Source organism: Blautia sp. LMAG:89 (assembly GCF_008679485.1).
GTDB classification, from domain to species: Bacteria; Bacillota; Clostridia; order Lachnospirales; family Lachnospiraceae; genus Blautia_A; species Blautia_A fusiformis.
Map to the genome: position 1 here is coordinate 344,845 of NZ_NANC01000012.1, position 13,658 is coordinate 358,502.

General features: G+C 47.2%; 14 protein-coding genes. All 14 read right to left on the minus strand.

Annotation, left to right across the window (positions count from 1 at the left end):
* Positions 1-2: 2 nt before the first annotated feature.
* Positions 3-836, minus strand: coding sequence for an ABC transporter permease (locus CCC70_RS14825; protein ID WP_015524834.1), 834 nt, complete (start codon positions 834-836; stop codon positions 3-5).
* A 13-nt stretch (positions 837-849) separates the two neighbouring features.
* Positions 850-1,800, minus strand: coding sequence for an ABC transporter permease (locus CCC70_RS14830; RefSeq protein ID WP_021650547.1), 951 nt, complete (start codon positions 1,798-1,800; stop codon positions 850-852).
* Positions 1,801-1,898: 98 nt separating this feature from the next.
* Positions 1,899-3,470, minus strand: a complete 1,572-nt coding sequence (locus CCC70_RS14835) for an ABC transporter substrate-binding protein (RefSeq protein ID WP_287085165.1) — start codon at positions 3,468-3,470, stop codon at positions 1,899-1,901.
* A 222-nt stretch (positions 3,471-3,692) separates the two neighbouring features.
* Complete coding sequence (locus tag CCC70_RS16425) at positions 3,693-3,926, minus strand: hypothetical protein (protein ID WP_330577233.1); 234 nt, start codon at positions 3,924-3,926, stop codon at positions 3,693-3,695.
* A gap of 29 nt (positions 3,927-3,955) precedes the next feature.
* Positions 3,956-4,411: an MATE family efflux transporter gene (locus CCC70_RS16430; protein WP_330577234.1), complete on the minus strand. Its 456-nt coding sequence runs from the start codon at positions 4,409-4,411 to the stop codon at positions 3,956-3,958.
* A 38-nt stretch (positions 4,412-4,449) separates the two neighbouring features.
* The gene (groES, locus tag CCC70_RS14845) at positions 4,450-4,737 is read right to left on the minus strand and encodes a co-chaperone GroES (protein WP_015524829.1); all 288 of its coding nucleotides are present in this window, start codon (positions 4,735-4,737) and stop codon (positions 4,450-4,452) included.
* A gap of 115 nt (positions 4,738-4,852) precedes the next feature.
* On the minus strand, positions 4,853-5,332 hold the full coding sequence (rlmH, locus tag CCC70_RS14850) for a 23S rRNA (pseudouridine(1915)-N(3))-methyltransferase RlmH (RefSeq protein ID WP_021650552.1): 480 nt from the start codon (positions 5,330-5,332) through the stop codon (positions 4,853-4,855).
* Positions 5,329-8,076: an FtsK/SpoIIIE family DNA translocase gene (locus CCC70_RS14855; RefSeq protein ID WP_237971248.1), complete on the minus strand. Its 2,748-nt coding sequence runs from the start codon at positions 8,074-8,076 to the stop codon at positions 5,329-5,331. The genes rlmH and CCC70_RS14855 overlap by 4 nt, the downstream gene beginning before the upstream one ends.
* A gap of 23 nt (positions 8,077-8,099) precedes the next feature.
* The gene (locus tag CCC70_RS14860) at positions 8,100-8,975 is read right to left on the minus strand and encodes an undecaprenyl-diphosphate phosphatase (RefSeq protein WP_015524826.1); all 876 of its coding nucleotides are present in this window, start codon (positions 8,973-8,975) and stop codon (positions 8,100-8,102) included.
* Positions 8,976-9,154: 179 nt separating this feature from the next.
* The gene (gene gltA, locus CCC70_RS14865) at positions 9,155-10,549 is read right to left on the minus strand and encodes an NADPH-dependent glutamate synthase (RefSeq protein WP_021650554.1); all 1,395 of its coding nucleotides are present in this window, start codon (positions 10,547-10,549) and stop codon (positions 9,155-9,157) included.
* Positions 10,549-11,436 (minus strand): sulfide/dihydroorotate dehydrogenase-like FAD/NAD-binding protein, encoded by an 888-nt coding sequence (locus tag CCC70_RS14870; RefSeq protein ID WP_015524825.1) that lies wholly within the window; start codon positions 11,434-11,436, stop codon positions 10,549-10,551. The genes gltA and CCC70_RS14870 overlap by 1 nt, the downstream gene beginning before the upstream one ends.
* 165 nt (positions 11,437-11,601) lie before the next feature.
* Positions 11,602-12,315, minus strand: coding sequence for a ClpP family protease (locus CCC70_RS14875; RefSeq protein WP_015524824.1), 714 nt, complete (start codon positions 12,313-12,315; stop codon positions 11,602-11,604).
* A gap of 68 nt (positions 12,316-12,383) precedes the next feature.
* A complete protein-coding gene (locus CCC70_RS14880; protein ID WP_015524823.1) occupies positions 12,384-13,127 on the minus strand; it encodes a YebC/PmpR family DNA-binding transcriptional regulator in 744 nt (247 codons plus the stop codon).
* 153 nt (positions 13,128-13,280) lie between these two features.
* A complete protein-coding gene (locus CCC70_RS14885) occupies positions 13,281-13,628 on the minus strand; it encodes a type II toxin-antitoxin system PemK/MazF family toxin (protein WP_021650556.1) in 348 nt (115 codons plus the stop codon).
* Positions 13,629-13,658: the final 30 nt, after the last annotated feature.

Here is a 13,658-nt window from a genome sequence, read left to right on the forward strand (position 1 = left end):
CCTTACTTGGGCTCGAATACTTTTCTTAATACTTCTCCCAGATAATTGAAGCTGACGACCGTGATCAGGATCAGGATTCCGGGGAAAATAGCCAGATACGGTGCCTGCTGGATATAGCGCTGTGCATTGCTCAGCATACTTCCCCAGGAAGCCGTAGGCGGCTGGATACCCAGGCCGAAAAAGCTCAGTGCAGATTCCATCAGGATGGCATTGGCAATGTTCATGGTTGCAGCCACGATAATGGTAGGCATGATGTTAGGCAGGATATGATGTACAATGGTGGAGAATTTCTTCTGTCCGGAGATCTTTGCATAGATGACATACTCTCTCTCGTTCAGGGAAATGGTCTCGCCACGGACGATCCTGGCAATATTCATCCAGGTCAGAAAGCCGATGATCAGGACAATGTTCTGAAGTCCCGGTTTCAGGAAGGCATTCATAACGATCATGATCAGGAATGTCGGAAGGCTCATCAGCGCATCCACCAGACGCATCAGCACTGCATCCACCGTTCCTCCCACAAAACCGCTGATGGAACCGATGATCACACCAAGGGCTGTAGAAAGCACCATGGAAAGGAAGCCCACCAGAAGGGATGCTCTTCCTCCGTAAATACAGCGAGCCAGATAATCCCGTCCCATATCATCCGTACCGAAAAGGTGTGCCATGGATGGAGCATTCAGTCGCTCTGTGGCGCTGATGGCATTGGGATCTACCGGATACAAAAAGGCAAAAATGGAGATCAGTGCCAGCAGGATGATCGCTGCTGCACCTGCCACTGCAAGTTTATTTGTCTTAAAACCAAGTTTGATATTTTTCCAGATATTTTCTCTCATGTCCCTTTACCTCCTAACATCCTGCTTTGCGGATCCTCGGATCAAAGACAGCATACAGGATATCTGCCAGAAGATTTCCGAGCACCACGAGAAGCGCGGTAAACATGGTGATTCCCATGATCAGGGGATAATCATACTGCATAACAGCGGTCACTGCCAGCTGACCGATTCCCGGCCATGCAAAAACCTGCTCGGTGATAATGGCACCAGAAACCAGAGACTGAAGGCTCATTCCGAGAACTGTGATCATAGGAAGCATGGCATTTTTCAGTACATGCCGGAAAAGGATTCCAGACTCTTTCATTCCATAAGCCTTCTGCACCATAACATAATCGGAGGACATTTCCGTAATGGTACTGCTTCTTAAATACCGGATGTACTGTGAAGCATTTGCAAAGGTCAGAACTGCGCAGGGCATGACCATATGCAGGATCAGATCTCCTAAGGAACGGTTGCCGTCTGAATGCATACCGATACTTGGCAGGATATGGAGATGCACACTGAAGAGATAGATCAGCATGATACCGAACCAGAACGTAGGAATGGAGATACCTACATAACAGAACATGCTGGTGATCTTATCCAGAACACCATTCTTATTCTTTCCGGAATACAGGCCCAGTACAATGGCAATGAGAAAACCAAGCAGCATGCTGGTTCCCATGAGGATCACGGTTGCGGGAAGCCTCTCCAGCATCTGTGTCAGGACCGGTCGGTTATTCATCAGGGAATTTCCGAAATTCCCGTGAAGGATCCTTCCCAACCACAGAAAGTACTGCTCATAGACAGGCTTTGTAAGTCCCAGGCTTTCTCTCAGGTTCTGGATATATTCTTCACTCATATTTGGTTCCACATAAGTCAGGACAGGATCTCCGGGCGCTGCTTTTGTCAGTGCAAAGCAGAGAACAGAGACAATAAACAGTGTCAGAATACACTGTATCAGTCGGTTTACGATCTTCTTCAAAATGTACCTCCTTTATTTTCCCCGAAAACAGGAAATCGGCTGGCGCAAAAACGCGTCAGCCTCTTTCTGTTTCCGGTATTCATCCGCTATAAAATTATTTATTTCTCCAATGTGTAGATCTTGGAATAATCATAATAAATAGTTTTTAACAGACATTCATCAAAGCCTCCGAAATCTTTACTTACCGCATAGAAACCATTGGAATAAGCGATCGGATAGATATACATGTTATCATTGATCGTATTCTGGATCTCCTTATAAATCTCGCCACGTTTTGTCTCATCTGCAGTGCTGTTGCCCTCTTCCCACAATGCATCCAGATCTGTATCCTTGATCCTGGAATAGTTGGAACGGCTGACGGAAGAACTCATGTCTGCATAAAGGCTCGGCTCTTCTCCCAGAGTATAGAAGCTCAGTACCAGATCATAATCTGTGCACTCCGTATCCTTTGTCTTATTCTTGAAGGTAGACTCATCTGTAGGAAGAAGATTGATGGTGATTCCTACATTGGCAAGGGCAGACTGTACATACAGAGCCTCACTCTCCATTGTCTTATCTGTGGAGATATACATCAAGTTCAGAGAAAGATTTGTCTTTCCTGCTTCGGAAAGGAGCTCCTGTGCTTTAGCCGGATCATTGTCGTAGGTATTGTCCGGTTTTGTATAGTAGAGTGTATCCGGTGTAAAAATAGAATCTGCAGGCTCTGCATAATCCTCGGAAAGGAAAGCAAACTGACAGAACTCCTCTTTATTCAGTGCGTATGCAATCGCCTGACGTACCTTTACATCCTGAAGATCTTCGTTCAGCTCATTCATGAACATGGCGTTGACACGTCCGGAATTATAGGTATTGATGTTTACGTTATCGTAAGCACTGACGGTATCGTAATCATCCGCGCTGATCAGACGTGCATCCAGATCTCCGCTTGCAAGTGCCGCATTGGCGGAGCTGGAATCCTTTACGATCTTGAAGGTGATGGAATCCAGATTTACATCATCAAAATAGTCATCGAATTTTGTTACTTTATAATACTCTCCGGATTTGTATTCCTCGAACTTAAAAGGGCCACTTCCCACCGGTTCATTGTTGAGATCACTTTCTCCGATATTCTCCACGCCATCATAAATATGCTTCGGAATACAGTAAACCTGGCTCAGTCCGCCAAGAAATCCTGCGGAAGATGATCCAAGGGAAAGCTTGACTGTAAGGTCATCAACCTTCTCTGCCTCTACTGCCTTGTCATTAACGTATCCGTAAGAAGAGTACGGAACATTCTGCTTCTCATCTACCAGCACCTGCATGGTGAATACCACATCATCGGCTGTGATCGGCTGACCATCATGCCATTTCAGTCCGTCTTTGAGCTTCAGTGTGAATTCGCTGGCATCATCATTGGCTGTTACACTTTCGCAAAGTCCGTTTCCGTAATACATCTCTCCGTTCACGATCTCAAAAAACGGGCTGTACAGTGCCTGCATCATATCGAAGCTTGTCTGATCCACAACATAAAGCGGATTGATGTTCTGCGGATCTGCTGTTTCTGCAATGGTAATATTTCCGCCTTCCGCCGTGGTTCCTTCTGTTTCTGCTGCAAAAACAGTCATTCCTGACATAACAGTTGTTCCTGCCACTGCAGCTGCCAGAAGCGCTGCCAGTACTTTTTTTCTCATTTCCTGTTCCTCCTGTGTTTCAGTGAGTATTCCTCTTTTCCCACCAGTTTAATATGATATAGGTAAGATAATACTATACCATATTACCTTTGTCAAGCTGTCCCTGGCTCTTCAGAGATTTTTTTACTGCATTTCGTTAAAGCTTGTATTTATTCTACATACAGATCACACAGGCGTCAAGATAAATTTTCTGTATCTTGCCTCTGCTATATATATATTTCCTTAATTCGTCATATTTTTGATCCAGTGTCCGTAATTGCACTTCAAAAATGCAGGCACGCATTTAAAGATCTGATCTGCATTCAGGCAGCATACCACCACTGCCGGAGATGCCTTGACTACAAATGCCATAAACATGGACAGAGGGATCACGATCCACCAGGTACTGATCAGGTCCACCTTCATGGAATAAGCAATGCTTCCGCTTCCCCGGATGATACCACCGTTTGTCGGCATCTGATAGGACATTCCTACCATTACTACACTTAAGTCATTACCGAAAGCCCGAAGGCAACCCCTGCAATTTCCACACAGCGCAGTGTAGCAAGCAGGATCTGCGTCACTGCAAAGAAAAAGTAAGTAAACCGGATGATCGCCAGGTAGGAAAGACCGGCTTCAATAATCGCCTGGTCTGTTGTAAAAAGCCCCAGCAGCTGTGTTGGAAAAAGACTGGCCAGGATAAACAGCACAAGGGCAATAAAAAAGCCTGTGCGCATGGCCCAGGCACTGATCTTTCTTACCGGCTCTGTCTCTTTCTTTCCCCAGTACTGACTTCCGAATATGACAAGTCCGTCTCCCAGCGCCATAAGCAGCTGCTGAAAGACGAACTGTACCTGATTTACGGTAGTCACACCGGATAATGCAGTTTCACTGAAGGCTCCAAGCATAATGTTGTCAGCAAGATTGACGCTTAAGGTCACTACATTCTGCAACACCAACATGGAGCATAATTTCAGAAAATTACGATAAAAATTCGTCATCAATCTTTTACGATGGCAATGATATCATCTGCGTTGATCACCAGATATTTCTCACCCTCATATTTGATCTCAGTTCCTGTGTATTTTCCGTAGATCACACGGTCACCTGGCTTTACCTGTACCGGTACTTCTTTACCGTCTACGACCTTACCGCCACCTACTGCGATAACCTCTGCCTGCTGGGTTTTCTCCTTGGAGCTTTCCGGAAGTACGATGCCGGATGCGGTTTTGTCTTCTGTCTCAAAATATTTTACGATAACTCTGTCTGCAACTGGTTTTAATGCCATATTCATTTCCTTCTTTCTGTGATTATTAGCACTCTTAAGCTCCGAGTGCTACTCTTTTTTTATCATACTACATATCCGAAAATTGTCAAGATATTTGCGGATATGTAGTATGATATTATTTATGATAGGGCTCTCCGCTGATGATACGATAGCTGCGGTAGATCTGTTCCAGAAGAATCACACGCATCAGCTGATGAGGAAATGTCATCTTCGAAAAGCTTAAAGCATAGTCTGATCTCTTCAGTACTTCTTTTCCAAGACCGATAGAGCCGCCGATCACAAACTGGATATGGCTGGTCCCACGTATTCCCAGCTCGTTGATCTTCCGTGCGAAGTTCTCAGAGGTCAGCTGTTCGCCTCCGATCTCTAGAGTGATCACAAACGCATCATCCCGGATATATTTAAGAAGACGCTCCCCTTCCTTGTTCCGAATGGCATCTTCTACTGTTTCGCTGGCATTATCCGGCGTTTTTTCGTCGGACACTTCTATGATCTCCAGCTTGCAGTAACGCCCGAGGCGCTTGGAATACTCCGCAATGGCATCCCGCAGATATTTTTCCTTGATCTTCCCTACTGTCAGGATACTTATTTTCATCCGCCGTTCTCCTCCAGATAATTCTCAAATTCTTCTGCTGACATCAAAACCTTCCTTGGCTTGGTTCCTTCCTCCGGACCTACCACTCCTGCGTCACAAAGCTGATCCATGATCCTTGCCGCACGGTTAAATCCGATCTTGAACATACGCTGGAGCATACCGATGGAGGCCTTTTCCTTCTCAATGATAAATTTACCGGCTTCTGTAAAATAGACATCTCTGTCACCGCCGCCGGCTCCTCCCGGGACACCGGCTGTATTGACCTGCTTCTCGATGGAGGTATCATAAACAGCACCCTGATTTTTGTCAGAAACATATTCTACGACTGCACTGACCTCCTCATCTGAAACAAAAGCGCCCTGCAGTCTGGCCGGCTTCTGATATCCCTGAGGATAAAACAGCATATCGCCCTTGCCAAGAAGCTTCTCGGCACCGTTCATATCTAGGATCGTCCTGGAATCCACACCGGAGGATACGGAAAATGCGATCCTGGACGGCATATTGGCCTTGATCAGACCTGTGATGACATTGACCGATGGCCTCTGGGTAGCAATGATCAGATGGATACCTGCTGCACGTGCCAGCTGGGCCAGACGGCAGATCGCATCCTCAACTTCTCCCGGCGCAACCATCATAAGATCCGCAAGCTCGTCCACGATGATCACGATCTGCGGCATCTTCTCAGGTGCCTTTTCTCCCTCCGGGACCCGCATATTAGCAACCTTTTTGTTATATTCTCCAAGATTACGTACCCCATATTCCGCAAAGGCATTGTAACGACTGGTCATCTCGGAAACAGCCCAGTTCAGCGCACCGGCCGCTTTCTTCGGATCTGTGACCACCGGAATGAACAGGTGCGGGATCCCATTATATACACTGAGCTCCACCACCTTCGGATCGATCATGATCAGACGCACCTCATCCGGTGTAGCCTTATAAAGGATGCTGATGATCAGCGTATTGATGCAGACAGATTTTCCGGAGCCTGTTGCTCCGGCGATAAGAAGATGCGGCATCTTAGCAATATCTGCCACTACCGGTTTTCCTGCAATATCCTTACCTGCTGCAAAGGACAGCTTAGATTTTGCATTTTTAAACTCCTCTGACTGAAGAAGATCCCTCAGCATGACCGGGCTGTTCTCCTTGTTCGGAACCTCGATCCCCACGGCTGCCTTTCCCGGTATCGGTGCTTCGATGCGGATATCCGGTGTAGCAAGATTCAGCTTGATATCATCGGAAAGACCAACGATCTTGCTGACCTTCACACCCATTTCCGGCTGCAGCTCATAGCGGGTAACGGTAGGTCCGCAGCTCACATTGGTAACGGTTACATTGACGCCGAAATTATGCAGGGTTTCCTGAAGCTTCTGCGCTGTTTTGCGCAGATGTGCATCGGAATCTCCCTGAGATCTGCCATCTCCGCGCTTCAGAAGCTTCAGCGGCGGATACTGATATGGTTTCTTCTCCGGAGCTTCTCCCTGGCTGATCTCATGCTGGATATTTCTGATCCCATGCTCGATCTCTGTCTGAGATGACTTCGGGTTTCTGGAGGGCTGATGGGATGCCTTCTGTTCAGCTTCCGGCTGAGGATCCTCTTTTATCTCAGCGGGAGCGGCTGCCTTTCCTGTTTCCCGGGAAGCTTTTACTGCTGTCTCAGTTTTTGACGGCAGGACCTGCTGCATCTCGGGAATATCCACATCCTCGTAGCCGGCATAAGCATCCTCCTCTTCGGCTTCCTGCATTTCTCTTTCGAAATCCGGCTCCTCCGACTCTTCCCGGGCCGGTTGGGACTGTGAACGATGGATCTGGAATTCCAGCGGCTGAGCATGCTCCTCCGGTTTCTCATCAAGCCCTGGATCCTCTTCTGTCAGATCTGTATCTGCCGGAAGTACAGCCTTTTGTTCATCAAGGAAAGAAGGAAGATTAAATTCTCCTTCCCGGTTCGCCTTCACCGCAGCCTGTCTTTCTTTCTGCGATCTTCTTGTTTTTTTCTTTTGTTTTTTTGAGATATTTTCCGGATCTTTCTCTGTAAGGGCAAGTTCTTCTTCCTCCAGCTCTTCTTCCAGCCGGCGGATCTTCTCCGCTCTTTTTTCCGCACGGATCTTTCTGCGAAGCTCCTTCTGCTTTTCTCTGTCCGGCTGTCCCTCAAGATAAGCTTCTCTGCCCTCTCTTGCTGCATCTGTAAAAAAGTCCAGGATCTTATTCATAAATCCGAAGAAGGATCTCTGTGTTATGATGATCAGAGACACAAGAAGCACCAGAACGATGATCACAGTTCCGCCCACAACGCCAAAAGCGGATGCTGTGGAAATACATACTGCACCACCGAATACTCCACCGCCGGTACGGTATTCCGAACTCAGTGAATAATAATCCGAAAACGTGGTACTTGGCGTATAGCCCTCTGTGATCAGCTGAAGAAAGCCGCAGAGGAACACAAAAAATACCACGCCCGCCAGTACCTTTTTGTAGGCAAGGCGGTTGGTATTGTTCACGATCAGGAACGTAACTCCAGCAAAAAGCAGGATTGGGAAAATATATGCACAAAGTCCCATGATGCCAAAGCATACGGCACTGATGGCATTTCCTACGATCCCTCCCATACCAAATGCACTGATCATCAGGATCAGGCAGGCCGCAAACATCACAAGGATCAGGATCTCTGTCTGAAAGCGGTTACCGACAGGCTGCTGCTTCGCCGCAGGTTTTCTTTTTCTTTTTTTTGTCGTTTTTGAAGCTGCCATTGTCAGACTCCTCCCAGTTGATATCAAATATAATTCGCTGCCAGAATAAGGATTCCGGCTGCAAAAGAATAAAATGCAAAATAACGCAGTCTGACCTGATTCGAAAGCTTAAGCATAAAACGGATCACCAGATAGCCTGTGATCCCGGCCACGATCATTCCAAGAACATAAGTAAATCCCTGGCCAACAGTCATATGAACAGAAGTGAACTCTCCCATCTCCACAAAAAAAGCTCCCACCACAGCCGGAATGCTCATCAGCAGCGAATATTTCACTGCAAACTTCCGTCCGAGGCCGCAGAAAAGTCCTGCGCTCATGGTAAGTCCAAGCCTGGAAAGTCCCGGAAACACAGAAAGACCCTGGCAGATACCCATCCACATAGCATCTCCGAAGCTGGTTTCTTTTGTTCCCTTGCTGCCATTGACATTACTGTAGTCCACAACAAGGAGGATCACCCCTGTAAGAAGGATTCCGATCCCGGAAAACATGTGTGAGGATGCGCTTCGCACAACAAGTCGTTTGCACTGATATCCGATCAGGACTGTAGGAATAGTGGATACCATGATCAGGGCAGTAAGCTTCCGGTAAGTTCCGCTTATGATCTTTGCGTAGGTAAGCTCTTTCCCAGTCCTACGGTTATAGAGAAAAATATTGGCATTTCCGATCAGATCCAGTATCATTCCGATCAGCTCGATCCCGATCTTCTTGATGTCCTTCAGAAAAACAAGGATCAGAGCTATCATAGTCCCCAGATGGAGCATCACTTCAAAAAGCACACCGGAGCCTCTGGTACCGCCCAAAAGATCCTGCACTCCACAGAGATGTCCGAAGCTGCTCACCGGCAGAAATTCGGTGATTCCCTGAATGATTCCCAATATAATCGCATGTATCACTGACATAATGATATTTCCTTTTCTTAAATTTTTTCCAACACATTATAGCATAACTGAGTAAAACTTACAATCTTCACTTGGCAAAAGTTTCAAACAAATGTTCTTTTTTGATCTGCAAGAAAAAAGATCCTCCGGCTGCATCAGAAAACACAGTCGGAGGATCTGTTTATAAACAGACTTTCTGCTTATTTATTTTTCAGATATTCGTCGATACCTTTTGCACCAGCTTTACCTGCACCCATGGCAAGGATTACGGTAGCTGCACCTGTAACGGCATCACCACCGGCATATACGCCGTCCTTGGATGTCTTACCGGTTTCTTCCTCGGCAACGATACATCTTCTCTTGTTGATGTCAAGGCCCTTGGTTGTGGAAGAGATCAGCGGGTTCGGTGAAGTACCAAGAGACATGATGACAGTATCTACATCCATATCATACTCGGAACCAGGAATCTCTACCGGACGTCTTCTTCCGGATGCATCCGGCTCACCAAGCTCCATCTTGACAACCTTCATACCGTTTACGTGGCCGTTCTCATCAACGAGGATCTCCTTCGGATTTGTAAGAAGATCAAAGATGATGCCCTCTTCCTTAGCGTGATGAACTTCCTCTGCTCGTGCAGGAAGCTCTGCCTCACTTCTTCTGTATACGATATGTACCTCAGCACCAAGTCTCAGCGCTGTTCTTGCAGCATCCATGGCAACGTTACCACCGCCGACAACTGCAACCTTTTTGCCTGCTGCGATCGGTGTATCATAGGAATCATCGAATGCTTTCATGAGGTTGCTTCTTGTCAGGTACTCGTTTGCAGAGAATACACCGCTTGCATTCTCACCCGGGATACCCATGAACATCGGAAGTCCTGCACCGGAACCGATGAATACAGCCTCAAAGCCCTCATCCTCGATCAGCTGATCGATGGTAGTGGATTTACCGATGACAACGTTTGTCTCGAATTTAACGCCAAGCTCTTTGACCTTCTCGATCTCTTTCTTAACAACCTTCTGCTTCGGAAGACGGAACTCCGGAATACCGTAAACAAGAACACCGCCAAGCTCATGAAGAGCCTCGAATACAGTGACATCGTATCCTGCCTTTGCAAGGTCACCTGCACAGGTAAGTCCGGATGGACCGGAACCAATCACTGCAACCTTATGTCCGTTCTTAACCTCTGCTCCTGCAGGTTTGATATCATGCTCCAGAGCATAGTCTGCAACGAATCTCTCCAGCTTACCGATAGAAACAGCCTCGCCCTTCTTACCGCGGATACACTGTCCCTCACACTGGGATTCCTGCGGACATACACGACCACAGATAGCCGGAAGTGCGGAAGATAAACCGATCACCTTGTAAGCCTCTTCCATGTTGCCTTCTTTGATGTGCTCGATAAATCCCGGAATATTGATGGATACCGGACATCCCTCTACACATTTCGGTTTCTTACAGCCAAGGCATCTCTGTGCCTCTTCCATTGCTTCTTCCTGATTATATCCAAGACATACTTCCTCGAAGTTTGTCGCACGTACCTTCGGATCCTGCTCTCTTACAGGAACTTTTTTTAACATTTTTGCATCTGCCATTAGTTGTCACCTCCGCAATGTCCGCATCCACCGTGGTGGGTATCGCCTTCCTGAAGCTTCAGTAATGCACGGCCCTCCTGGGTCTTATACATCTGGCTTCTCTTCATAGCCTGATCGAAATCAACGAGATGTCCGTCGAACTCCGGTCCGTCTACGCAGGCAAATTTGATCTCATCACCGACCTGGAGACGACAAGCGCCGCACATACCGGTTCCGTCAACCATGATCGGGTTCATGCTGACAATTGTGTGGATACCAAGCTTCTTGGTAAGAAGACAGACAAATTTCATCATAATCATCGGTCCGATCGCTACACAGACGTCATAATGCTTGCCCTCGTTTGTCACAAGATCCTCAAGAGTCTTTGTTACCATACCGGAACGGCCATAGGAACCGTCATCTGTTGTAACATAAAGATTGGAAACAGCGCCAAGCTCTTTCTCAAGGATAACCATATCCTTAGTCTTGGAACCAAGGATAACATCCGCTGTGATGCCGTGCTCATGGAGCCATTTAACCTGCGGATAAACAGGTGCGGTACCGACACCACCGGCTACGAATACCATTTTTTTCTTCTTAAGTTCTTCGATATCCTCATGAACGAACTCAGACGGACATCCCAGAGGTCCTACGAAATCACGGAATGAATCTCCCGCCTTCAGTGCGGACATCTTAATGGTAGATGCTCCGATCTCCTGGAATACGATGGTAACTGTACCGGCCTCGCGATCGTAATCGCAGATGGTAAGCGGGATCCTCTCTCCCTTTTCGTCAAGTTTCACAATGATAAATTGTCCTGGCAGACAGTGGCTTGCCACACGTGGTGCATGCACAACCATAAGATGGATCTTAGCTGCCAGCGTTTCAGCTTTTAAAACCTTATACATGGTCTTCCTCCTCGCGCAAATTATAAACCTTTATTAATAATACGCTAAAAATCAGCATATGACAAGAGTAGATTTACAATTTCTGTCAAATTTCTTTACCACAGCACAGCGCAACCATGTTAGTCTTATGCAACTAGCATCATCAAAAGCCACATACAAAACTGGTTATTTCTGTGTTTTTTTCCTTTCGATAAGAGTATACAATCGGTCCAGTGCCTCCCGGATCCCTCCTACTTCATCGATGAGTCCTTCCTTTACCGCTTCCTCACCCTCCAGCATAGTCCCCACATCTTTTACAAGCTGAGAGGTATCCAGCATCAGCTCCTCCATCCGTTCTGCCGTGATATGTGAATGTCCGGATACAAAGGCAATGATCCGGTCCTGGATCTTTTCCATATTGCGGTAGGACTGCGCCACACCGATGAACATTCCGTTCTGGCGCACCGGATGGACCACCATGGTAGCACTTGGCACGATAAAGGAATAATCTGCTGATACCGCCATGGGTACACCTATGGAATGTCCCCCGCCCAGCACCAGGGAAACCGTAGGGATACTCAGAGACGCGATCATCTCCGCAATGGCAAGCCCTGCCTCCACATCTCCTCCTACCGTATTTAAAAGGATCAGAAGCCCCTCGATCTCCTCATCGTCCTCAATGAGAGCCAGCTTTGGCAGTACATGCTCATACTTGGTTGTTTTGCTGTGAGACGGCGCGGATTCATGACCTTCGATTTCCCCGATCACCGTCAGAAGCTCCACTTTATGCTTCCGGGAATTTCCATCGAGCACTGCCTGCCCGGTTTCCCGGATCTGTTCGTTCTGGCTCGCTTCCCGGTCCAGTTCCTTCTGTTTTCTCTCTTCGCTCTGTTTTTCCATAAAAAAATACCTCCGGAATCTGAAATTCTGGAGGTATTATATGCAAAATATTACTTTCTATTCAGAGATCATTCGTCCCAGTTTGTCCATACGTCAGTAACGTCGTCGTCATCATCAAGAAGATCCAGTGTTCTGTGAAGATCCTTGATAGCCTGATCATCCGTCAGCTCCACATAGGTCTGCGGGATCATGGCGATCTGTGCTTCTACAAGCGGGATTCCGGCTTTCTCAAGAGCCTCACGTACAGCACTGAAATCGTCCGGTGCTGTGATGATCTCAAAGCTGTCCTCTTCCTCGTTGAAGTCCTCAGCACCTGCATCCAGAGCTGTCATCATCAGCTCGTCCGCATCCATCTCGCCGCACTCATCCTCAAGCTCTTCCTTATCGATGATGATCTGGCCCTTCTGGTCGAACATAAAGGATACGCATCCCTGTGTTCCGATGCTTCCGTTACCCTTGGTAAACGCGTTACGTACATTACCTGCAGTACGGTTCTTGTTATCTGTAAGAGTCTCTACGATAATAGCAACACCGTTCGGACCATATCCCTCATATACAGCCTTCTCGTAGCTGTCTGCAGAATCCGCACCTGCTGCCTTCTTGATTCCACGATCGATCGTATCGTTCGGCATGTTGTTCGCTTTTGCTTTTGCGATGACATCACGAAGCTTGCTGTTGTTTGCAGGATCCGGGCCGCCGGCCTTTACTGCCATAACGATCTCACGGCCGATGACTGTGAAGATCTTACCCTTCTTGGCATCATTTTTCTCTTTCTTATGTTTGATGTTGGCAAATTTTGAATGTCCTGACATGGTATCTTCCTCTCCTTGTTACCGTATATTTTCTTTCGTGCCCTGCTCATTTTGGGTACCGTTTTACATAATTGCAACTCGGTTTAATATAGCACTTATAAAAGATTTCGTCAAGAATCAGAAAACAAACCGGTCAAAATTCCTCATGTTCCCCTAAAAAGTCAGTTCCAGACTGATCTCAAGCGCATGATTCACCTTATCAAGCATAGCACTGTCCAGATGACACACCTTATCCTTCAGACGCCGCTTGTCGATGGTGCGGAGCTGTTCCAGAAGGATCACGGAATCCTTTTCGATCCCGTAGGCGGATGCATCGATCTCAATATGTGTCGGCAGCTTTGCCTTATTCATTTTTGATGTAATTGCCGCACAGATTACTGTGGGACTGTGACGGTTGCCCACATCGTTCTGGATGATCAGCACCGGACGGATGCCGCCCTGTTCACTGCCCACTACAGGTCTTAAGTCCGCGTAAAAAATATCCCCTCTTTTTATAACCACACAATTCACACTCCGATTCTGGTCCGGCTT

Bases quoted from the DNA above. Each gene is read 5' to 3' on its own strand.
- CCC70_RS14835 (WP_287085165.1), bottom strand. From the start codon at position 3,470: ATGAGAAAAAAAGTACTGGCAGCGCTTCTGGCAGCTGCAGTGGCAGGA.
- groES (WP_015524829.1), bottom strand. From the start codon at position 4,737: ATGGCATTAAAACCAGTTGCAGACAGAGTTATCGTAAAATATTTTGAG.
- CCC70_RS14870 (WP_015524825.1), bottom strand. From the start codon at position 11,436: ATGTATAAGGTTTTAAAAGCTGAAACGCTGGCAGCTAAGATCCATCTT.
- gltA (WP_021650554.1), bottom strand. From the start codon at position 10,549: ATGGCAGATGCAAAAATGTTAAAAAAAGTTCCTGTAAGAGAGCAGGAT.
- CCC70_RS14825 (WP_015524834.1), bottom strand. From the start codon at position 836: ATGAGAGAAAATATCTGGAAAAATATCAAACTTGGTTTTAAGACAAAT.
- CCC70_RS14880 (WP_015524823.1), bottom strand. From the start codon at position 13,127: ATGTCAGGACATTCAAAATTTGCCAACATCAAACATAAGAAAGAGAAA.
- CCC70_RS14875 (WP_015524824.1), bottom strand. From the start codon at position 12,315: ATGGAAAAACAGAGCGAAGAGAGAAAACAGAAGGAACTGGACCGGGAA.
- CCC70_RS14860 (WP_015524826.1), bottom strand. From the start codon at position 8,975: ATGTCAGTGATACATGCGATTATATTGGGAATCATTCAGGGAATCACC.
- CCC70_RS16425 (WP_330577233.1), bottom strand. From the start codon at position 3,926: ATGCCGACAAACGGTGGTATCATCCGGGGAAGCGGAAGCATTGCTTAT.
- rlmH (WP_021650552.1), bottom strand. From the start codon at position 5,332: ATGAAAATAAGTATCCTGACAGTAGGGAAGATCAAGGAAAAATATCTG.
- CCC70_RS14855 (WP_237971248.1), bottom strand. From the start codon at position 8,076: ATGGCAGCTTCAAAAACGACAAAAAAAAGAAAAAGAAAACCTGCGGCG.
- CCC70_RS16430 (WP_330577234.1), bottom strand. From the start codon at position 4,411: ATGTTGGTGTTGCAGAATGTAGTGACCTTAAGCGTCAATCTTGCTGAC.